The sequence below is a fragment of the Pseudomonas sp. QC2 genome (assembly GCF_002859085.1).
Classification (GTDB): Bacteria; Pseudomonadota; Gammaproteobacteria; order Pseudomonadales; family Pseudomonadaceae; genus Aquipseudomonas; species Aquipseudomonas petroselini.
Genome location: NZ_PKKS01000008.1, coordinates 23,084 through 43,519, shown reverse-complemented (window position 1 = coordinate 43,519; position 20,436 = coordinate 23,084). Strand labels below are relative to the sequence as shown.

General features: G+C 59.6%; 16 protein-coding genes. 11 read left to right on the top strand and 5 right to left on the bottom strand.

Going from position 1 to position 20,436, the window contains the following annotated elements:
- Window positions 1-35: 35 nt before the first annotated feature.
- Window positions 36-1,073 carry an Ldh family oxidoreductase gene (locus QCBJ_RS06920; protein ID WP_012723894.1) on the bottom strand — a complete coding sequence of 346 codons (1,038 nt, stop codon included), beginning with the start codon at window positions 1,071-1,073 and terminating at the stop codon, window positions 36-38.
- Window positions 1,074-1,279: 206 nt separating this feature from the next.
- Between QCBJ_RS06920 and QCBJ_RS06915 the strand changes: the two genes are divergently transcribed.
- The 8 genes from QCBJ_RS06915 (at window position 1,280) to QCBJ_RS06880 (ending at window position 12,561) form a co-directional block, all read left to right on the top strand.
- Window positions 1,280-6,367, top strand: a complete 5,088-nt coding sequence (locus QCBJ_RS06915; protein WP_102060384.1) for a dermonecrotic toxin domain-containing protein — start codon at window positions 1,280-1,282, stop codon at window positions 6,365-6,367.
- Between the two features lie 161 nt (window positions 6,368-6,528).
- On the top strand, window positions 6,529-7,524 hold the full coding sequence (locus tag QCBJ_RS06910) for a FecR family protein (protein WP_046033784.1): 996 nt from the start codon (window positions 6,529-6,531) through the stop codon (window positions 7,522-7,524).
- A 329-nt stretch (window positions 7,525-7,853) separates the two neighbouring features.
- Window positions 7,854-8,303: a hypothetical protein gene (locus QCBJ_RS06905; protein WP_102060383.1), complete on the top strand. Its 450-nt coding sequence runs from the start codon at window positions 7,854-7,856 to the stop codon at window positions 8,301-8,303.
- A complete protein-coding gene (locus tag QCBJ_RS06900; protein ID WP_012723890.1) occupies window positions 8,303-8,854 on the top strand; it encodes a hypothetical protein in 552 nt (183 codons plus the stop codon). Before QCBJ_RS06905 ends, QCBJ_RS06900 begins: the two co-directional genes overlap by 1 nt.
- Before the next feature lie 67 nt (window positions 8,855-8,921).
- Window positions 8,922-9,665: a hypothetical protein gene (locus tag QCBJ_RS06895; protein ID WP_012723889.1), complete on the top strand. Its 744-nt coding sequence runs from the start codon at window positions 8,922-8,924 to the stop codon at window positions 9,663-9,665.
- A gap of 75 nt (window positions 9,666-9,740) precedes the next feature.
- Window positions 9,741-10,421, top strand: a complete 681-nt coding sequence (locus tag QCBJ_RS06890) for a C39 family peptidase (protein ID WP_012723888.1) — start codon at window positions 9,741-9,743, stop codon at window positions 10,419-10,421.
- Between the two features lie 39 nt (window positions 10,422-10,460).
- A complete protein-coding gene (locus QCBJ_RS06885) occupies window positions 10,461-11,207 on the top strand; it encodes a hypothetical protein (RefSeq protein ID WP_012723887.1) in 747 nt (248 codons plus the stop codon).
- 49 nt (window positions 11,208-11,256) lie between these two features.
- A complete protein-coding gene (locus tag QCBJ_RS06880) occupies window positions 11,257-12,561 on the top strand; it encodes a hypothetical protein (protein ID WP_012723886.1) in 1,305 nt (434 codons plus the stop codon).
- A 116-nt stretch (window positions 12,562-12,677) separates the two neighbouring features.
- Here QCBJ_RS06880 and QCBJ_RS06875 read toward each other — a convergent pair whose 3' ends face one another.
- Window positions 12,678-14,003, bottom strand: coding sequence for a sigma-54 dependent transcriptional regulator (locus tag QCBJ_RS06875; protein ID WP_102060382.1), 1,326 nt, complete (start codon window positions 14,001-14,003; stop codon window positions 12,678-12,680).
- Window positions 14,004-14,345: 342 nt separating this feature from the next.
- Here QCBJ_RS06875 and QCBJ_RS06870 point away from each other — a divergent pair, with 342 nt between their 5' ends.
- Entirely contained in the window at window positions 14,346-14,606 is a 261-nt protein-coding gene (locus QCBJ_RS06870) for a hypothetical protein (RefSeq protein ID WP_012723884.1), read from the top strand.
- Window positions 14,607-14,672: 66 nt separating this feature from the next.
- Here QCBJ_RS06870 and QCBJ_RS06865 read toward each other — a convergent pair whose 3' ends face one another.
- The 3 genes from QCBJ_RS06865 to gnd are packed head-to-tail and all read right to left on the bottom strand — an operon-like array spanning window position 14,673 to window position 17,997.
- Window positions 14,673-15,497, bottom strand: coding sequence for a Cof-type HAD-IIB family hydrolase (locus tag QCBJ_RS06865; RefSeq protein ID WP_064053841.1), 825 nt, complete (start codon window positions 15,495-15,497; stop codon window positions 14,673-14,675).
- On the bottom strand, window positions 15,494-17,017 hold the full coding sequence (gene zwf / locus QCBJ_RS06860) for a glucose-6-phosphate dehydrogenase (protein WP_093545352.1): 1,524 nt from the start codon (window positions 17,015-17,017) through the stop codon (window positions 15,494-15,496). Before zwf ends, QCBJ_RS06865 begins: the two co-directional genes overlap by 4 nt.
- Complete coding sequence (gene gnd, locus QCBJ_RS06855; protein WP_102060381.1) at window positions 17,014-17,997, bottom strand: phosphogluconate dehydrogenase (NAD(+)-dependent, decarboxylating); 984 nt, start codon at window positions 17,995-17,997, stop codon at window positions 17,014-17,016. Before gnd ends, zwf begins: the two co-directional genes overlap by 4 nt.
- A 269-nt stretch (window positions 17,998-18,266) precedes the next feature.
- On the opposite strand from gnd, the gene QCBJ_RS30010 reads away from it, so the two are divergent.
- Both QCBJ_RS30010 and QCBJ_RS06850 read left to right on the top strand, forming a co-directional pair.
- Window positions 18,267-18,446, top strand: a complete 180-nt coding sequence (locus QCBJ_RS30010) for a DUF6026 family protein (RefSeq protein WP_012723880.1) — start codon at window positions 18,267-18,269, stop codon at window positions 18,444-18,446.
- 160 nt (window positions 18,447-18,606) lie between these two features.
- Window positions 18,607-20,355, top strand: a complete 1,749-nt coding sequence (locus QCBJ_RS06850) for a phosphoethanolamine transferase CptA (RefSeq protein ID WP_043205255.1) — start codon at window positions 18,607-18,609, stop codon at window positions 20,353-20,355.
- The last annotated feature ends 81 nt before the right edge of the window (window positions 20,356-20,436 follow it).

Genomic DNA, 20,436 nt, shown 5'->3' with positions numbered 1-20,436 from the left:
GAGGGTGCCGCCCGGCGCCCTCGCGATCATTTGCATCATTCCCCCGCCAATCGGTACAAGTTCGCCACGTCTTCGGCGCCAATGGCGATCCCGTTTTCCTTGGATTTTTCTCGCTGGCGATGACGTCGGTCACCCGGCAGACGCTTGAGCCCCACGCCGTGCATCTGGCGCACCAATTCCTGGCTGCGTTCGGCAAAGCCCTGCCCGGCCGATTTGCTGGGGTCGATCAGAATCACCAGCTGTCCGGTCCACGGCGTCCTGGCGCCTGGGTGGCCTGACCAATCAAACTCGAACGAAAAATTACCCCCGGTCAGCGCTGCAGCCAGCAGTTCGACCATCATCGACAACGCCGAGCCTTTGTGCCCGCCGAAGGGCAGCAAGGCGCCCCCCTCAAGGATGGCTTTCGGGTCTTGGGTGGGCTGGCCGAGGCTGTCCACGCCCATGCCCAGTGGCAAACGTTCACCCTTGCGCGCGGCGATCTGCACGTCGCCGTGGGCGATTGCGCTGGTGGCCAGGTCGAACACCAACGGTGGCCCGTCGGCACGGGGCGCAGCGAATGCAATCGGGTTGGTGCCAAACAGCGGCCGGTCGGCGCCATGCGGCACCACGCAGGTCATGCTGTTGACCACGCTGAGCGCGACAAGGCCTTCTTCGGCAAACGGCTCGACATCCGGCCAAAGGGCAGCGAAGTGATGGGAGTTGCGGATCGCCAGCACCGCAATCCCGGCGCTGCGTGCCTTGTCCACCAGCAGCGCGCGCGCGGCGTGCAGCGCCGGCTGGGCAAAACCATTGGCCGCATCCACCCGCACAAACCCACTGGCGACGTCTTCAACGATGGGCACCGCCTTGCCGTTGACCCAACCACTGTCCAGCGTCGACACATAACCGGGGATGCGGAACACCCCATGGCTATGGGCACCGTCGCGCTCGGCGTTGGCGCAGTTTTCGGCCAATACCTGGGCCACTGTTTCAGAGGTGCCGTGGCGGATAAAGATCCGCCGCAACAGCTGGGTCAACTGCGCACTGCTGAGCCGCGTGAGCGAAGGTTCTTGATCCAAAGGCGATGCTGACATCTGTAGCTCCCGTTTAATTATTGGAATCGGCAACTGCGTACGAACAATCGGCACCCTCGATTAAACAGGGTTTCCCTCGCGGCTGTCGACCACCGCGCGCCGCGCGCACCAGACATATCTACTGCCGGGCCGCTGTACCGCGCTTTAGCCTCAAGACTCACCGGACGGGGCCGTCGCACCGTCTGAACGTCTTTAAGGAACACCTCATGAGCCAGGTACAACCGCCTTACTTTTTTACCGAAGCCTTGCGCACAGGCTGGAAGGAACGAGAACGCGAACGGCACTTCAGCATCACCGCCAAGGACATCGGGTTTCTGCGCAACCTGTCGTTCGCCACCGACGCCACGCGACGCGCGCAAGAACCGCCAATGATCGCCCAAGCCCTCTGGCTGAACAAAAACACCCCGTCGGCGCTGGCGTTGGCGGGCAGCTTCATGATGAGTTCGACAGGCGACTACACCCCGGCGTTTCTCTATACGCCCTACGGAGGTTTGGAGAAGTTCGATAACCGTGCACGCTTGCTCGTCGAGCTGACCGAACGACTCAGGGACGCCACACAAGCGGATGACCTGTTGCAGTTCATCGCGTTGGGCACACGCGCCGGCTTGATCCTGGACAACCGCCTGGTGCTGACGGCCGAGGATATTGCACAGGATGTTTTCCAGGCGCAAAAAAAAGCCCTGGACCACCAGCAAACGCTCAACCTGCAGGCGGTGCTCGCCGAGCTGGTTAAACTGCCCAGCCTGGAGACGATGCTTCAGGACCTGCTCAAAAGCGTGTTTCGCCCACTCCTGCCCACGCTCGACCCCAGCCGCGCGCGGGTCAACTTTTTCAAGGTGGGGTCCACCGACGGTGAACCTCGACAATGGGTCAATTCGCTGCCGATCACCGATGCACTGCTGTTGCGCTATCGTCAGCAGGCTTGGCCCGTGGGGCAGACACGTGAGTTTTTCCATCCCCAATACACCCCCGTATCCAAAGCACTGACCCCGTGGGAAAACGGCCTGGAACAGGCGTCACGGCAGTTGTCGTCGTTCTTGCAAAACACCTTGGAGACTTTCTGGAATACCGACACGCCACACGGCACCTCGCGTCGCACATTCCTGGCACAAACGATGGCGCACAAGGCCCGGATCGATCTACTGCTCAAACGCCAGGACGCGATCATCACCCCTGAAGAAGCGGATGAACTGGCCGCCCTGTTCCTCCCTGACGGTGCTCCGCGCGCTCAGGGCAGTGGCGGGCTGCGCTGGGAGACCGTGCGGTTCTGGGAACACGCGGCGCATGGTGTCGAGTTGACCAGTTGCGTGATGATTGGCAACGCCCACACTTGGTTTTACTCGCCGCCCAAGGGGCTGCAAGTGCTGGCCGACCACGCCGACCTGATCCAGACCTTGAAGGCGATGGTGAAGGCGCCCGCCTATGAAGACGATGTCTACAACTTTATGTCCCTGGAGGAGCGCCTGCTGTTTATCGGCTTTACCGAGCCTCAGGTCACCGGCAATCTCATCGTCGGCAACGTGTTCGAACACTTGATGGAACGCATCATTGATAAGCAGGTAAACAACCTGATCTATGTGCTCGGCCAGTTCCGTCGCGAACGCGGCGATATCAACCTCTCGGCGCTGCTGGACCATGCCCTGGACGTGCGCTTCATGGTCGACGACCGGCTTCTGGCGCTGGACAGCGCACAGCGCTGGACCACTCACTCCGTATTGGCCGACCCCACGCGGCCGGTGTCGGCCGCCGCCAAGCGCGCAGAACGGCTGTACAAACAACTGATTGATATCCCAAAGGCACTCGAAGACCTGATGAAGCCATTGCCCTCGGTCATGGACCCGCTGATCGATAACTTGAGACAGCGTGAGCGCCAACAGCTCGATCCGGCACGGGTATTCATCAATCGCTACGCTGACAGCGCCGACCAACGTGCCGTGGCGTTGCCTCTGGAAAGCCAAAGCCTGGAAGATCATTTTATCGGCCGCCTGGCCGAAGGTCTCGGACCGGTTCCCGAGACCCGTCATTACGGCGTTTATCAGCCACGCAACGGCAATCATGCCGAGAAACTGTCCAACCTGGACGTCAAGGCCCTCAATCGGATGGTCGAGGGCGTGCTGACTCATTTTAAACACCAGGACATCGGCGACATTCCCCGTGCACGCCTTGAAAGCCTGTTGCCGCTGATGGGCGACATGATGTCCAAGGCAATATTGAGCCAGGCGCACCTGCGGCGCCTGAACAAGAGCTTGGACGCCAGGGACGAGTCGATCATTCAGGCCGTTTTTGACAGCGACACTCCCGACCGCCGTCGACGGGAGGACCTCCAAGGGTTCATCCCGGATGTCTACTGCGTCACCGTCGAACGTGAAGGGCAAAGCCTGCGCCACCGCTTGGCCAATTGCCTGATGCTCACCGAACGCGGCGGCCTGGACCACCATCACTCGGGCCGCGCGATTCTCTGGACCCCGGCGTGGGGCCTGGAAAGCTTCGCGTCCCCGTCGCTGGCGAAAGAACAACTCAAGGCGCGGCTGGAAGATCCCGACGCACGTCTGGCGCTCCTGGAAAACCTTGACCCGCGCCAACGCCTGCCCCATGCCAGATATACCTTGGGGGCGTTCTGGCTGATCACCGAGCCCATCAGTGAAAACCGCCAGCAGTCGTGGATCGACCACTACATCGCACACAGGGCGCATTGGCTGGCACAGAAGCCGACCGGCAAGGCATTTTTGAATCGTTTAGCCGTGCTTCCCGCGTCGCCCCTGGAGGGCGCCGCGCAGCTCGCGCATTATTTTGTCGCGCAACGCTCGCTGCCGGCCTGGTTGGGCATGGCGCCACCTGAAGAGCAGCGCCACCATGCCGAGTTGCTGGAACAATACCGACGCAACACCCTGGATGAGAAAGACTACCTGTATGAGCTGTTCTCGTTGCGCCAGCATGTCCACGACACGCTCAGCGACATGCTGGTGGACGACGCCCTTTACCCCGAAGACGTGTTTATAACGCCAACACTTGCGTTGGGTGGGCAGCGGCAGAACCTCGTCGATTACGCCCTGGCGCACATCAATGAGCAGGCGAGTTCCTTCACCGTGGAATCGGGCGCCAAGACCCTGACCGAATCGACTGTCCGCCAACTCCTCGCGAACTTGAAGATTGCCAAGGACGGTCAGGACCGTCTCAAGGAAAAACTGGAAACCGACCAGCCGGGGGCCCAGGAGCGTGAGCGGCGTTTCGTCCAGCAATTGCCATGGCAGCTGTTGCAACACGCCCATGCGCTGAAACTGCAGGAGCAGTTATCGGACGCCGGCTACATCCTGATTCGCCAGGTATTCGACATGCCGGACGCCATCGCGCGAGCCGCCGTCGACGGTGCCACGGCGAGTATTCGCCCCCTTGAAATGATTGCGACACCTCGCGCCAGCATCGCCAAGGCGCTGGGCCTTTATCTGATCAGTGCCGGCACCACAGGCCCGTTGATTCTCTATGCGCCGTACTACCCAAGCCAGTGTTTCAAGGAGTTCGAGAGCACGGCGCAGTTTCTCAACCAACTGAATGTACCCGGCACGCTGCAAGACTGGATCGTTGCCCACCTGCTGGGTGCGCACAAGGCCACGTATAAAAACCTGCTGGCGGGTACCAAAGGTGCGACATCGGAAATCACCTTGGCCAATCAGCCGATCAAGGGCCACGCCATCAAACAGCTGTACCAGGACAACCGGCAGGTGATGGGACGCATGCTTGAGCATCAGCTTGACCCTGATGGCCAAGACTTCTGGGACACCATCAAGCACCTGTTGGGCAGCGGTGTGCAGCGCGCGGCAAGGTTCTTACCGGGCAAACTGCAGCTACCCTTGCTGATCTGGCAGAGCTACACCCTGTTCAAGGACTCGGCCGAGGCCCTGCAACAGCACCATTGGCAGGATGCACTGCGCTCGTTCATCTTCGGTGTTGCGCAAATGGCGACGGTGGAGCAATTAGTGCGCACGCCGGTGCCCAAGGCGCAACCGCCGGTGTTCAACGAGGTGGATGAACGCGACCTGAAAACCCCTGCAGCCCCGATCGCGCCAACCCTTACGGACATCGACGTGACAGACCCCAGGCGTACGCGCCTGCAATCCTACGAAGTCAACGATGTAGCCTTGGCGGACTTGCACATACAGCCGAAAACCGGGCTTTACGCCACCTCCGATGGCAAAGCGCTCTACGGCGCAGTGGAAGGTAAGGTCTACCCGATCAAACACGCCAAGCGACTGCGAATAGCCGGCAAAGCCCCCGGCAGCGACGGCCCCCTGGTGTCCAGTACCCGTCTGCAGCGTCTGGTCCTGGAACCGCACAATCACAGGCTGCAATACGGAAAAGCGCTCTCGCGGTTGGGGAATAGCTACGTGACCCGCTCTAGCGCCAAGATGTTCTTGAACATCGAAGCGACGGGTATGGAACAGATTCGCCGGCTGTATCCCACCAAGGCCATGCAAATCATCGAAGCGCTGGATCTGGCGCGTTTCTATGCGTTCAACGCCATGCACAACCTGGTGCAACTCAAGCAGCTGACACCCGGTACCCGCCTGGAGGGGTTCCTGAGGCAATTGTTCGACGCCGACAACATCGACGAAAGCATGCTGAAAAAAATGAGAAAAGTCCTGATCCCGGTGTGCAAAGCCTTGGTGGACCCCAGCCTTGATCTGTTGAACAGCTCACGGTTCGTGGTGGGCACCGGCAGTGATCCCTCTGAAGGCGTTATAGCGTTCGTCATCGCCAAAGACCAGAGCAAGCAAGTGTTTTTCACCGAACGGTTTTTTGATCAACAACTGCACCAATACACCCATCTATTGACCGAACCGTTCGACATTGACGGCCATGCGCGAGCGGCCACGCTGATTCACGAGTTCGCCCATCTCTACACGCCCGCCCACGATATCAGCACGGCTGAATCACGCCGGCCGTTCTCGGACCTGATCGAAATCTTGACCGTGACCGGCAGGCTCGCCCGCGACAGTTTGCAGCAGATACAGCGCGAAGCCCTGTCATTGGCCACCCCGCGTCACCAGCTGTTCTCACGCTGGAACGACTTCTCGGGCATGTGGGAAAGCTTCGACTCTACGGACTCCGATGACCCCATCTTCAAAGCCGTCCAAAAGTCCACGGGCAGTACGACTGTGGAAGATGCGCGCGACGCGTTTCTGGACAGCACATCACCGGACGCACGCATTGACACGATTCTGTGCAACGCCGACTCCATCGCTCGTCTTATCTGCGAGATGGGACGCCATCTCGACCCTATACCGACGACACCTTGAACCTAGGAGACTGGACACGCCAATTAATGAGAATAAGTGCTATATGGCAGGTTTCAACCGCTGTATCGCCTAAATTCGTTCAACATTGATGTGCAATCGCCATGACCGCTGTTCTCGTCACGGGCCCGTGAAGTTAGAATGAGGGAAATCAGGATGGGTCAATGCGCGAACAGTCTCTATCAGAAGCCGAATATGACGCGATCACCGATGCCGCTGCGCATTGGTGCATGCGCATGCACGCCGTTGACTGCACGGAGGGCGAACGTCAGGCGTTTACCCAATGGCACGATGCCCATCCGCTGCATGCCTTTGAATATGCGGCCATGCTCGAAATCTGGGACGTCGCCGACCACCTGCCACGCCACGAACCTGCGCCAGTGGTGGTGCCCTTCAAGCCCCGCAGCCGGGCGCGTACCTACGCAGTGGCAGCGGCGATTTGCCTGGTCGCCCTGCCCCTCGCCGCTTTTACCGGCTGGGAAGCCGGTTGGTTGCCCAGTTCCTATGAGCGCTTCGACGCCACCACGGGTTTACGCCAGGTCACCCTGGGCGATGGCAGCCAGGTGGAACTCAACCTCGGCACCGAGCTGGTCTACAGCAACTACAAGGACCAGCGCCGGGTCACGCTGAACAAGGGCGAGGCGTTCTTCAAGGTCAGCCATGACAACGCCCACCCGTTTATCGTGCGCGCCGGCAATGGCCAGGTACGCGTCACGGGTACCCAGTTCAACGTGTGGAAATACGAAGACCAGGTACGGGTGATGCTGCTCGAAGGCTCGGTACAAATCGCCAGCGACGCGGTACACGGCAGCGTGCCCCTCACGCCCGGCATGCAGGCCAGCTATCAGCAGGGTGACGCCACGCCTCGCGTGCAGCCGATCAACCCGGACGACACCGCACTGGCCTGGCGCCAGGGCAAGCTGATCCTCGACAACCTGGCCCTGGCCGATGCGTTGCCGCTGATCAATCGTTACCTGAGCAAACCGGTGATGCTGGCCGACGCCAGCACCGGGGCGATCCGCATCGGCGGCATCTACAACATCAACGAGGTCAACAACCTCGTGCCCTCCCTGCCCAAGGTGCTGCCGGTCTACTTGACCCAGAACCAGGACGGCAACCCCGTACTCAACTCCATCCCGCGTAAAGCCCCTAAAGGCTGAGTCTTCGCCCTCCGGCGTAGGCTTGCGCGCGTCCGAAGTGTCCGTTTTTTTTACAGCTCCCTGCCCTGAACCGCCCACGGTGAGCGCGTTCATCGTTTTGTCATGCCCGGTGTTTCAACGCTGATACAGGGAGGTGAAGCGGTTGTGCAGTGGCTGGGTAGCCTGGGCTTTAAGGGTCGCTGTCTCACGGCTGATACAGTGCGGCCATCATTTTGCCTCGCATTCAGCGCAACCCATTGAATAACCAATATAAATAAAAAGCGGCACGGCTTCTGCTCTCTCCCTTACAACGCTGTTTAGGGTCAGCGTGAAGAATAAGGAATGCCGCCGTGATCACACTCACTCAAGGTTCGATGAACGTACTGCTGGTCAGCTGTGTACTCAGCGCCAGCATCAGTCTTCCGACCCTGGCAGGTGACGGCGTGATCGTGACCGGCCGCGACGTACAAGGGCACATGTACGGTCGACCTTCATTCGGTAAAGACCCCTACCCCACCACCGCCAACGCCAATCCAAGCCACGAGATCCTTGGTTCCACGGGTGAGCTCAGTGACATGGACATCGGTGGCATCGCCAGTGGCGCGGGCATTACCCGCGCCATCCTGCCCAACGGAAACATTCCGGGCCTGAACAACACCCAAAACAGTGTCTCAACACTCGGTTCCGGCTCAGCCGCCGGTCACGGTGCCGGGGCTTCCGTGGGTGGGCAGATCAGCGATTCGATCCAGCGTGGCATGGCGCCCTTGAACAACATCGGCAGCATGATGGGGGGCAAATAATGAACCGTTCCCTGCTCCTTCTGGCCCTGCTGGGCAGTGCCTCGGCGATGGCCGACAACACCGCGGTGATCAACAACAGCGGCCAAGCCTACAACGGCAACGTGATGATCAACCAGGCGGCGGGCAACCAGCAGCAAACCGCCAACAACCGCGCCGTCGCACTCGGTGGTCAGGGCACCACCCGCAATATCCAGAACATGAACGGCAAGGTCGACCCCTCTCTGGCCGCCAAGGCAGCGATCGAGGGCACCTCTTTTACCAATGGCAACGGCATGTTGGGCATCAACCAGTCAGCCGGGGCCAATAACCAATCAGTCAATGCCGTGCGGATCAGCATCAACCCTGGCCCGCAAGCCATAGACGACAGCGTCCTGTTGCAACAGAACACGACGACGCTGGCAACCGACTCAGGGCTCACCCCCACCACTGGCAGCCGCCAGGTCGTGACAAGCGACCAGGCCTTCACAGGCAGCCGAGGAGTGATTCAGGTGAACCAGAGTGCTGGGGTGGGGAACCGAGTGGCTAACACCCTGGGCATCACTATCAAGTAACAGCTTGGTAGCACTGGCTAGACCGTACCAACACTTAACCAACTAATTAGAAGCAAGGAGAAACACCATGAAACCTCAAATGGCCCTGAAACCACTGGTTTTCGCTCTCGCCGCCCTGATGGCTGCTGCTGCTCAAGCAGGTGGTGGCTGGCACCCTGCGCCTCAACCAACCGGTGTGGTTGCCTCCGTGGTCACGGATGTACAAAACAGCGTCGGCAACAAGTTTGACGACACCAAAACCGAAAACAACGCCTCTGCCGATGGCTCGGTGACCGGCAATAGCGGTAACGTCGGTGTGAACGTTCAAGCCGGCAGCGGCAACCAAGCCGACAACTCTGGCGCGATTTCCAGCGCCAAAGGCGACTTCGCCACCGTATTTGCCGTGGTCGATGTGAATCAAAACAGCGGGCTGAACAACTTCGTCAACAAAGGCACGCAAAACAACGCCTCCCTGGACAACTCGGCTAACGGTAACTCCGGCAACCTGGGCTACAACGGCCAGGCCGGTCAAGGCAACCAAGGCAAAAACAACCTGGCGATCACCACGGCTGATGGCAAAAACATCGCAGCGGCCGCCAACACCGAGCAAAACTCGCTCGCCAACAACTACCTCAATACCGCGGCTACCGGGTACGGCCATCACGGCGGCAAACCTCAGTACGTGTCCAACAACTCCAGCCTCGACAACTCGGTTAACCGCAACTCCGGCAACGTGGGTGTGAACCTGCAATCCGGTGCCGGCAACCAAGGCAGCAACAGCCTGTCGATCGGCCAGGGTTGCAGCGTCTGCGCCAGCGGCGTGCGCTTCTGATCCAAAGGGGCCTTGGCAACAAGGCCCTTTTTTACTCCCTGTTTTTTATATCAGTAGCCAGCAGGTCACACGATCATGCGCCTCGCGACCCTCACCCTCCTGATGTTGCTCACCGGCCCTACATGGGCAGGCACCATGGCGATCTCCGCCATGCCTGGCGGTGCAGTCATCTACAAGAAGGTCGAGAGTATCCGTGAGCGCCGGTTCGCCAACCTGGTGGAACAGAAAACCGATTTCAGCTGCGGTGCTGCGGCACTCGCCACCATTCTGCGCCAGGGCTATTGGCTGGACGTAGACGAAGACCACGTCATCAAAGGCATGCTGGTCAATGCGGACCAGGACCTGGTACGCACCCAGGGCTTTTCCATGCTGGACATGAAGCGCTACCTCGAAAGCATCGGCATGCGTGCCCGGGGCTACAAGATCGGGCCAGACACCCTGGTGACCGTGAAGATCCCTGTGGTGGTGCTGCTGGAAATTCGTGGCTACAAGCACTTCGTGGTATTGCAGCGCGCGGACAAGGACTGGGTCTATATCGGCGACCCCGTGCTGGGCCATAAGCGCTATTCACACGACGACTTCGTCAAGGGCTGGAATGGCATCGTTTTCGCCGTGCTGGGTGAAGGCTACGACAAGGCCAATGCCTTGCTCGACCCGCCCACGCCACTGACCGCCAAGAACCAGTTGAATGAGTTCAGGCCCGTAGGCGATGCCGAGCTGATGGATTTCGGTTTCATCCAGAGCGACTTCTTCTAAAGAAGCGCAATAAGGGGCAGGACGCTCCAGGAGCGAAAGATGAACACTTCCCGTTGGCTGACGGTCTTGTGTCTGGCAGCCTCAATGCCCGCTTATGCTTCATCAGGGTTCAAACCGATCGAACTCAAGGATTCGGAAATGGCCGAGCTGCGCGGCCGCTACGTGATGCCGGGGCGGATCATCAGCTTCGGTATTGTCATGAGCAGCACCTGGACCAATGCCGTGGGTGACACCATCACCGGCAAAGCCAGCATGCAAGTCGATTCATCGACCATTACCCCCCAGTTTTATGTGCAGACCACCGGCTCGGCAGGCACAGGTACGAACCAGAATACCGGCACCGGCAACGTCACCGGAGGCGCTGGCCTGGGCACTGGCACCGGCGTGACACAAAGCGTGCGCACCGCCGGCGACGGCAACACGGCGTACAACAATGTCGGTATCAACGTCACTGAAAACGGCTTTGCGCCTTCCAATATTGTGCAATCGGGGCAAGTCTTGGTGGCCGGCGGTACGGTTACCGGCGACAGCGCGGCGGGCCGCGTAAGCGTATCGGCCAACAATGGCGGCTTGCAGATGGCGATCCAGGCCAACCATAACCAAGGCAATAGCCTCCAGCAGATTGGCGGCGGCCAAGTGCTGCAAGGCACGGTGTTGACCGGGAATACCAACTTCGTCAACAACATGACCCAGCTCAACGTGGTAATGGGCAATAACGGACTGAACAACCCGGCGTTGAACTGCAATTTGGATCAACTTAAAGGCCTACGCACTCTCGGTTATTGAACTACGCTGACCCTCGACACTTTCGCATTAGAAAAGGACGGCTTATTTCATGCATCGATCGTTATCGTTACGTGCGGTGGTCTGTTTAAGTACGCTCTTGCCAGCATCCATGCTGTATGCCGCGCCAGACGCCGATATCGAGACCCTCAAACAAGAACTCCTGGAACTCAAGCAGCGGTACGAAGTGCAGCAAAAAGCCCTGGCGGTATTGGAGCAAAGGGTACGCCAGGTTGAGGATCAACCGGCGACACCGGCGCCCAAGCGCCTGGCGAAATCCCCAGCAGACTTCCAGAAGGCCAGCGGTGCAACCGTCGCCGGTACCGGCGCTGCGGCCGCCTCGGGTGGTGCAGGCGGCGGCGGCAGTTCCTATGGTCAGTCTCTCAAGGACGATTCGGCGCCTGCGCAAAGCGTCAGTAACCTCTATAACGAGGCCAGCGGCTTTTTCGGCAATGGCAAGTTCAGCTTTGAAACCGGTGTCACTTATGCGCGTTACGACGCCCGCCAGTTGACGCTTAACGGCTTCCTGGCGCTGGACTCGATCTTCCTCGGCAATATCAACCTGGACCGGATCAAGTCGGACAACTGGACCCTTGACCTGACCGGTCGCTACAACCTCGATAACCGCTGGCAGTTTGATGTGAACGTACCGGTGATCTACCGCGAATCGACCTACCAGTCGGGCGGTGCCGGTAACAATGGCAACGCCACATCGGAAGAGTCGGTGACCCGCGACCCGACCATCGGCGACGTCAACTTCGGCGTGGCGTACAAATTCCTGGATGAAACCCCCACCCTGCCGGATGCGGTGGTGTCGGTACGCGTCAAGGCGCCAACCGGTAAAGAGCCCTTTGGCATCAAGCTGGTCAGGTCTACCGCCAACGACAACCTGTATGTCCCGGAAAACCTGCCTACGGGTAACGGTGTCTGGTCGATTACTCCCGGCATATCTCTGGTCAAGACGTTCGACCCGGCCGTGCTGTTTGGTTCGCTGTCCTACACCCACAACTTCGAAGAGTCATTCGATGACATCAGCAGTGACGTCAACCAGAAAGTCGGCGGCAAGGTCAGCCTTGGCGACAGCTTCCAGGTCGGCATGGGCGTTGCCTTCGCGCTGAACGAGAAGATGAGTATGTCGTTCTCAGTCTCCGACCTGATACAGCGCAAGAGCAAGCTCAAACCCAATGGCGGGGATTGGCAATCGGTGGTGTCCAGCGACGCCAACGCCGGCTACTTCAACGTCGGGATGACGATTGCCGCATCGGACAACCTGACGATAGTGCCGAACCTGGCGATCGGGATGACGGATGATGCGCCGGACTTTACGTTCAGCCTGAAGTTTCCGTATTACTTTTGATTGAGGAGGGGCTGCTTCGCCGCCCAACGCGGGCGGTGCGACAAGCCCGTTTACCACAACAAAGGAAAAGCCCCGCAACGATAAGGGTCGTTGCGGGGCTTTTCGGTTTACCCGCCCTAGCGGATCTGGTGTTTGTGCAGCAACCGGTAGAACGTGGGCCGGGACACCCCCAGCACGCGGGCGGCGACACTCAGGTTGTCACTGTGCCGGTTGAGCACATCGCACAGTGCCTGGCGTTCGGCGCGGTGCTTGTAGTCTTCCAGTGTAGCCATGGGCGGCGAAATTGCCTGCCGGCCCTGCAATCCCAGATCAACGGCTTCGATTTGACGCCCTTCGGCCAGTACCAGGCCGCGGCGCACGCGGTTGGCCAGCTCGCGGACATTGCCCGGCCAGGCGTGCTCGCCCATGGCGATCAGGGCGTCGTCACTGAAGCTGCGGGGGCGGCGGCCGGTTTCATGGCTGTAGAACCGTGAAAAGTGGTTGGCCAACATCGCGACGTCGCCATGGCGTTCGCGTAATGGCGCGGTGACCACTTGCAAGACGTTGAGGCGGTAATACAAGTCTTCGCGGAAGGTGCCCTTCTCCACCGCGGCTTCGAGATCGACGTGAGTCGCCGCCAGTACGCGCACATCCACGGGAATCGGTTGGCTGCCGCCCACGCGTTCGATTTGTTTTTCCTGCAGAAAACGCAACAGATTGGCTTGCAGTTCCATCGGCAGATCGCCGATTTCATCGAGAAACAGCGTGCCGCCGTTCGCGGCTTCAATACGTCCGACCTTGCGCTGATGGGCACCGGTGAACGCCCCCTTTTCATGCCCAAACAATTCGGATTGGATCAAGTGTTCCGGGATCGCCCCGCAGTTGATCGCCACAAACGGTTTGGCGTGGCGCTGGGATTGACGATGCAGGGTCTTGGCCACCAGCTCTTTACCGGTGCCGCTGTCGCCACGGATCAACACCGGGGATTCGGTGGGCGCCAGCTTGGAGAGCAATTTGCGCAGTTCGCGGATCGGCCGACTGTCCCCCAGCAGTTCATGCTCGGGTTCGTCCACCGGCGTCTGGCCCTTGCCCCGTAAGCGTGCCATGCCGAACGCGCGCCCCAGGGTCACCTGTACGCGGGCAACGTCGAAGGGCAAAGTATGGAAGTCGAAAAACCACTCGCAGACGAAGTCACCGACGTTCTGCAGGCGCAACACGTCCTGGCTGAGTACGGCGATCCATTCCGTGCCGCTGCGGCCGATCAGCTCCTTGACCGCTTCCGGACGCTCCAGATGGTAGGGCTGTAGGCGCAACAGGCCGACATCACAGGATCGGTCACCCACCGCTTCCAACGTACAGCTGTCGACGGCCCACCCCGCCGTCCGCAAACCGGGCAACAGACCGTGGCAGTCGTCACAGGGGTCAACCACTAGCAATCGACGTTGAACGGGGGGTCCACCCATGACTGTTCCTTGGCGTCAAAATTGTTAAAGTTATTTAGAAACAACAGTTTGTGACGTCTGCTGCTAACCCTAGCAAGGTCTTGACGCGGGGCTTGTACCGTTTCGCTATAAGTCTGGGCAAAAAGCCACTTTCGCGCGTTTACGCCAAAAAAGTTAGGCACTACCAGGACTTTCATTCAGCTTTCAAAACAGCCGCTTACATGACGCCCATCACTAAAAGTTGAAAATAGTTGCTCTAACATGTGACCCGTACCCCGCCATCGTGCATCAGTACAAGTAACCCGCCGCACGGTCAGCCCAACCGCCGGCACTCACTTGAATGGGCAATGAGAGAGAACCCACATGAACGCCCCGCTCCGCATCAACGAAGCTCTTTTGATCGCAGACCGTGCTTTCCAACCCTTTCAGTGCGTGGCCTGGCACGATGGCAACGGCGCCCTGAGCCTGAGCGTCATCGACCGTACCAATAACCGTATCGGCAGCAAACAACTGTCGTCGAGTGCCTATACCGACCCGGCGCAACTGGAAAACTTGCTGTTGCAAGCGCGTGCCGAGCTCGACAAAGATGGCCACCAGTTGCAGTCTTGGGTAATGCCAAAGTAAGTCGACCGTGTAACTTGCGCGCCATGTGTTAATGGCGCGCAAGTTCAGAGTTAGAACACGCGTCGCTTAGGGTGCCGCGAGAATAAACCGTTCGATTGCTTCGGCGGCGCCATCTTCGATGTTGCTGCCCGTCACCACACTGGCCTGGCGCTTGACGGTTTCTTCCGCCTGCCCCATGGCAATCGACAACCCGGCCACCTGAAACATCGCCGGGTCATTGCCACCATCGCCAATCGCCGCCGTTTGCTCCATGGGCACACCCAGGTGTGCCGCCAAGGTCTTCAAGGCCTCGCCCTTGTTGGCCAGCATCGCGGTCACGTCCAAGTACACCGGTTGCGAACGCGACACCTGGGCCAGCCCCTGCACCTTGGGTTGCAATCGCGCCTCCAGCTCCACCAATAATTGCGTGTTGTGGCTCGCGGCGACGATCTTGTCGACCCGGTCCAGGTAGGGCTCGAAACTTTCCACCACCACCGGCCCATAGCCCAGGCCATTCGCCTCGCGTGGCTCCATCGGCCCTGGCGGGTCACGGCGCAGCCAGTCGCCATCGGCAAACACCCACACTTCCACCTCCGGCTCCGCTGAAAACAGCGCCAGGGTAACCAGCGCCGCTTCCGCTGGCAGATGATGGGCAACCAGGATGCTGCCATCCGGGTTGATCAAGGTACCGCCATTGAAGCCCGCCACCGGCACATCGATCCCAAAGGTTTCGATCAGGTGCAGCATGGCCTTGGGCGGGCGCCCGCTGGCCAGGCTGAACAACACTCCGGCTTCGCGCAAGGCGCGCACCGCGTCGGCGGTGCGTTGGCTGAGGCTATGATCGGGATGCAGCAAGGTGCCGTCCACGTCACTGAGGATAAAACGGATGGGATGAATCGCTGCGTCACTCATCCGAGGCTGTGCCAGCTGCGGCCATCACGGGCCAGCAAAGCGTCAGCAGCGGCCGGGCCATCCTCACCCGCCTTGTAGGCCTGGATCCCGTCATCTTCCTTCCACGCATCGAGGAATGGCTGCACCGCACGCCAGCCGTTCTCGATGTTGTCGGCACGCTGGAACAAGGTCTGGTCGCCGGTCATGCAGTCGTAGATCAGGGTTTCGTACCCGGTAGACGGTTGCATCTCGAAGAAGTCCTTATAGGCAAAGCCCAACTGGATATTGGCCATGTCCAGGGTCGGCCCCGGCTTTTTCGCCAGCAGGTCGAACCACATGCCCTCATTCGGTTGGATCTGGATCTTCAAGTAGGTGGGCTTGAGCTCATCGACCTCGGTGTCGCGAAACTGCGCATACGGCGCGGGCTTGAAGCAGATGACGATTTCGGTGTCGCGCACGCTCATCCGCTTGCCGGTGCGCAGGTAGAACGGCACGCCGACCCAACGCCAGTTGTCGATCATCACCTTGAGGGCGACGAAGGTCTCGGTGCTGCTGTCAGGCGCCACGTTGGCTTCTTCGCGATAGCCCGGCAATTGTTTACCGCCAATTTCGCCGGCGGTGTACTGCCCGCGTACCGAGTTGGCCCGCGCATCCTCCAGGGACCAAGGGCGTACGGCGCCAATCACCTTGGCTTTCTCGCCGCGCACGGCGTCGGCGCCAAAGGCTGCAGGCGGCTCCATGGCCACCATCGCCAGCAGTTGGAACAGGTGATTGGGCACCATGTCGCGCAACGTGCCGGTTTTTTCGAAGAAATTGCCCCGTGTTTCTACGCCGACGGTTTCGGCGGCGGTGATTTGCACGTGGTCAATGTAATGGTTGTTCCAGAACGCTTCGAACAGCACGTTGGAGAAACGGCTGATCAGGATGTTCTGCACCGTTTCCTTGCCCAGGTAATGGTCGATGCGATAGATCTGCTTCTCGCTCATCACCTTGAGCAGGCTGGCGTTCAGCGCTTCGGCGGTGGCCAGGTCGGAGCCGAAGGGCTTCTCGATGACCACGCGACGGAAACTGTCGTCGGTCTCCGTCAGCAGGCCGGCACTGCCCAGGCGCTGCACCACGTCGCTGAAGAAGCGCGGTGCGGTTGCCAGGTAGAACACCGCGTTGCCGGTGCCGCTGTCGGCGATCTTCTTGCCGATGTCGGCGTAAGTGCTGTCGTCGAGGAAATCGCCCTCGACGTAGCTGATGCCCTTGGCCAATTGCGCCCACAGTTGTGGGTCGAGGGCGTTATCCGCGTTGCCCTTGACCTTGCTCGCGGCCTCGGTACGAATGAAGTCCTCGAGTTTCTTGGCGAAATCGGCATCGCTGATGGCGTTGTGATCAACGCCTACAATGCGCAAGCCATCGGCCAGCAGCCCATCACGACTGAGGTTGTACAACGCCGGCATCAGCAGGCGCTTTACAAGGTCACCATGGGCACCAAACAGAAACAGGGTGGTGGGCGGAGCGGGTTCGGCCTTGAGTTTCTTGCCGTTGGCGGTCATTTTTTGGAAGTCTCCACGTGACCACCAAAGCCGAAGCGCATGGCAGAGAGCATTTTGTCACCGTAGGTGCTTTGCTGGCGCGAGCGGAAGCGTGCGAACAAGGAGGTGGACAACACCGGTACCGGCACGGCTTGTTCCATGGCGGCTTCGATGGTCCAGCGGCCTTCGCCACTGTCGGCAACCGAGCCGGAATAGCCCTCCAGTTTCGGGTCGGTGGCGAGGGCGTCGGCGGTCAGGTCCAGCAACCAGGACGACACCACACTGCCACGGCGCCAGACTTCGGCGATATCGGCGACGTTGAGGTCGAAGCGCTGGTCTTCCGGCAGGTTTTCCGAGTTCTTGGTCTTGAGGATGTCAAAACCTTCGGCAAACGCCTGCATCATCCCGTACTCGATGCCGTTGTGGATCATCTTGACGAAGTGACCTGAGCCCGCAGGGCCGGCGTGGATATAACCCTGCTCGGCCCGTGGGTCGGCGCTGGCGGAACGGTCCTTGGTGCGCGGAATGTTGCCCAGGCCCGGCGCCAGGCTCTTGAAGATCGGATCAAGGCGCTGCACGGTCTGGGCGTCGCCACCGATCATCATGCAATAGCCACGCTCCAGGCCCCACACGCCGCCGGAGGTACCGACGTCGACATAGTGCAGGCCTTTTTCAGCCAGGGCCTTGGCCCGGCGAACGTCGTCCTTATAGTTGCTGTTACCGCCGTCGATGATTGCATCACCGTCTTCGAGCAGCGTACTCAATTCATTGATGGTGTCTTCAGTGGGCGCGCCTGCCGGCAACATCACCCACACGGTGCGCGGTTTCTGCAGCCCGGCCACCAGCGCCTTGAGGTCGGAAACGCCGGTGGCGCCCTCTTCACTCAGGCCTTTTACAAATGCTTCGTTACGGTCGTAAACAACGGTGGTATGCCCATTGAGCATCAGGCGCCGTGCAATATTCCCGCCCATGCGGCCTAGTCCGATAATCCCCAGTTGCATGTGCTGATGCTCCTAACTACTAAAAAATGTGTGACATAGTTTATAGCGCAATGAGGCTAATGAGGGTTAGTCCAGAGCGGATCCGTGTAGTTTCATGACAAAAAAGTAGCCATCATTTCACCATCACGGTGATAAAAGTCACAGGACCGTCAAAAATAAAAAAGTTCCCTTGTTCCAAAAAAGAATTCAGAATTGCTTCCGACTGATGCCGAGAACCTCGAATCAAGCGTTCTGGCACCGCGATCTACCGGCTATTTGCGAGGTAAGCAATGAGCACAGCACAGATGACCCGCCCGCCACAGACCCTCTACGTCAACATCCGTCGTGATGAGTTGCGTCAGTTGAAGGACGAACGCGATCAACTGCAGCAGGAAGTCCTTCGCCTGCGTTCGCACATCATCCAAGCCCAGCTGGACCAGCCTTCCAGCGCCCAGCCTGCACTCTGCTAAGCCTCGTCACCACTTTGTAAGATAACGGCTACATAAATCTCACAAAGTTTTCACATGCCCCTCCCGATACTCCCGCCCGAAGGGCCACCCCATGCAAGGGTGGCCTCTGTTGCGTGCGCCCCTGCGCGTCAACTGAAAAATTATCGGGTTGGAGCGCTGGATGGCGATGTTCAAACGCAGCACCACGTCTGCGAAAGGCTTTGATTGGGCCGGTTTTGGCTGGTTGTTTCTGTTTTTCTGGTACTTCTCGGGTATTACCCAACTGCTGATCCAACTGACCGGCACCTCCGGTTTCAGTGGCTTTCGCCAAGCTTTTTTCATGAGTGCGCTGTGGCTGGCGCCGATGCTGCTGTTCCCTCGCCGTACGCGCCTGCTCGCCGCCTTGATCGGTGTGGTGCTATGGGCGTGCTCCATGGCCAGCCTGGGTTATTTCTTCATCTACCAGCAGGAATTCTCCCAAAGCGTCATCTTCATCATGTTCGAGTCGAACATCTCTGAAGCCGGCGAATACGCCACCCAGTATTTTGCCTGGTGGATCGTGCTGGCGTTCATCGCCCACACCGCCTTCGCCGTATTCCTGTGGACGCGCCTGCGCCCAGTCTACCTGCCTCGCGGCCAGTCGATGCTGGCAGCCGCAGCGATTGTTGTGGCGGTGGTGGGTTATCCGCTGGTCAAGCAGATAGCCACCAGTGACAACATGGAACAGGCCATTGATCGCTTTGAAACCCGTATCGAACCCGCCGTGCCGTGGCAGATGATCGTGGCGTACCGTCGCTACACCGAACAGCTGGACAACATGCAAGGCATGCTCACCAGCGCCAGCCAGATCCCGCCCTTGAAGAACCTCAAGGACAGCATGGCCGGCCAGCCGTCCACGTTGGTGCTGGTGATCGGCGAGTCCACCAACCGTCAGCGTATGAGCCTCTATGGCTACCCGCGCAACACCACGCCCGAGCTGGACAAGCTGCGCGACCAACTGGCCGTGTTCAATAATGTCATCACCCCGCGCCCCTACACCATCGAAGCGCTGCAGCAGGTGCTGACCTTCGCCGACGAAGAAAACCCGGACCTGTACCTCAAGACCCCGTCGATTGTCAGCGTGATGAAGCAGGCCGGCTACAAGACCTACTGGATCACCAACCAGCAGACCATGACCAAGCGCAACACCATGCTCACGACGTTCTCGGAACAGGCCGACGAGCAGGTGTACCTGAACAACAACCGCAACCAAAACGCCCGCCAATACGACGGTGACGTGCTCGCGCCCTTCTCCAAGGCCCTGGCCGACCCTGCCGAGCGCAAGTTCATCGTGGTGCACTTGCTGGGCACTCACATGAGCTACCAGTACCGCTACCCGCCGACCTTCGATAAGTTCACCGACCGCCAGGGCGTGCCGGATGGCGTCAGTGATGCACAGTTGCCGACCTACAACAGCTACGACAATGCCGTGCTGTACAACGACTTTGTGGTGTCGAGCCTGATCAAGGACTACGCCAAGACCGACCCCAACGGCTTCCTGCTATACCTGTCGGACCATGGTGAAGACGTCTTCGACTCCGCCGGCCACAGCACCCTGGGCCGCAACGAAGGCAAGCCGACAGCGCCGATGTACACCATCCCGTTCATGGCCTACGCCTCACCGAAATGGCGCGAAACCCACGACTGGAGTTTCGCCGGCGACCTGCAACGCCCGTACAGCAGTTCGCAGTTGATTCATACCTGGGCCGACCTGGCCGGGCTGAGTTTCGATGAATGGGACCGCAGCAAGAGCCTGGTCAGCGACAGCTTCAAGCCACGCCCCTTGTTGATCGGCAACCCCTACGAGCGGCAGCAGAAAGGCTTGATCGACTTCAGCCTGATCAAACCGAAAAAGGCCACCACCGAGGTGGTACTCCAAGCACCGCTGTAACAGAAAGATAACAATCATTCTCGTTTAAGCCTAAAGTTCCACGCCTCCTTTCGTCTTTGAGCCAAGGCCTTCTCTTACTGA

Excerpts from the sequence above, each read along its gene's own strand:
- QCBJ_RS06920 (WP_012723894.1), bottom strand. The coding sequence starts at position 1,073 with ATGTCAGCATCGCCTTTGGATCAAGAACCTTCGCTCACGCGGCTCAGC.
- QCBJ_RS06915 (WP_102060384.1), top strand. The coding sequence starts at position 1,280 with ATGAGCCAGGTACAACCGCCTTACTTTTTTACCGAAGCCTTGCGCACA.
- QCBJ_RS06910 (WP_046033784.1), top strand. The coding sequence starts at position 6,529 with ATGCGCGAACAGTCTCTATCAGAAGCCGAATATGACGCGATCACCGAT.
- QCBJ_RS06900 (WP_012723890.1), top strand. The coding sequence starts at position 8,303 with ATGAACCGTTCCCTGCTCCTTCTGGCCCTGCTGGGCAGTGCCTCGGCG.
- QCBJ_RS06895 (WP_012723889.1), top strand. The coding sequence starts at position 8,922 with ATGAAACCTCAAATGGCCCTGAAACCACTGGTTTTCGCTCTCGCCGCC.
- QCBJ_RS06890 (WP_012723888.1), top strand. The coding sequence starts at position 9,741 with ATGCGCCTCGCGACCCTCACCCTCCTGATGTTGCTCACCGGCCCTACA.
- QCBJ_RS06885 (WP_012723887.1), top strand. The coding sequence starts at position 10,461 with ATGAACACTTCCCGTTGGCTGACGGTCTTGTGTCTGGCAGCCTCAATG.
- QCBJ_RS06880 (WP_012723886.1), top strand. The coding sequence starts at position 11,257 with ATGCATCGATCGTTATCGTTACGTGCGGTGGTCTGTTTAAGTACGCTC.
- QCBJ_RS06875 (WP_102060382.1), bottom strand. The coding sequence starts at position 14,003 with ATGGGTGGACCCCCCGTTCAACGTCGATTGCTAGTGGTTGACCCCTGT.
- QCBJ_RS06870 (WP_012723884.1), top strand. The coding sequence starts at position 14,346 with ATGAACGCCCCGCTCCGCATCAACGAAGCTCTTTTGATCGCAGACCGT.
- QCBJ_RS06865 (WP_064053841.1), bottom strand. The coding sequence starts at position 15,497 with ATGAGTGACGCAGCGATTCATCCCATCCGTTTTATCCTCAGTGACGTG.
- zwf (WP_093545352.1), bottom strand. The coding sequence starts at position 17,017 with ATGACCGCCAACGGCAAGAAACTCAAGGCCGAACCCGCTCCGCCCACC.
- gnd (WP_102060381.1), bottom strand. The coding sequence starts at position 17,997 with ATGCAACTGGGGATTATCGGACTAGGCCGCATGGGCGGGAATATTGCA.
- QCBJ_RS30010 (WP_012723880.1), top strand. The coding sequence starts at position 18,267 with ATGAGCACAGCACAGATGACCCGCCCGCCACAGACCCTCTACGTCAAC.
- QCBJ_RS06850 (WP_043205255.1), top strand. The coding sequence starts at position 18,607 with ATGGCGATGTTCAAACGCAGCACCACGTCTGCGAAAGGCTTTGATTGG.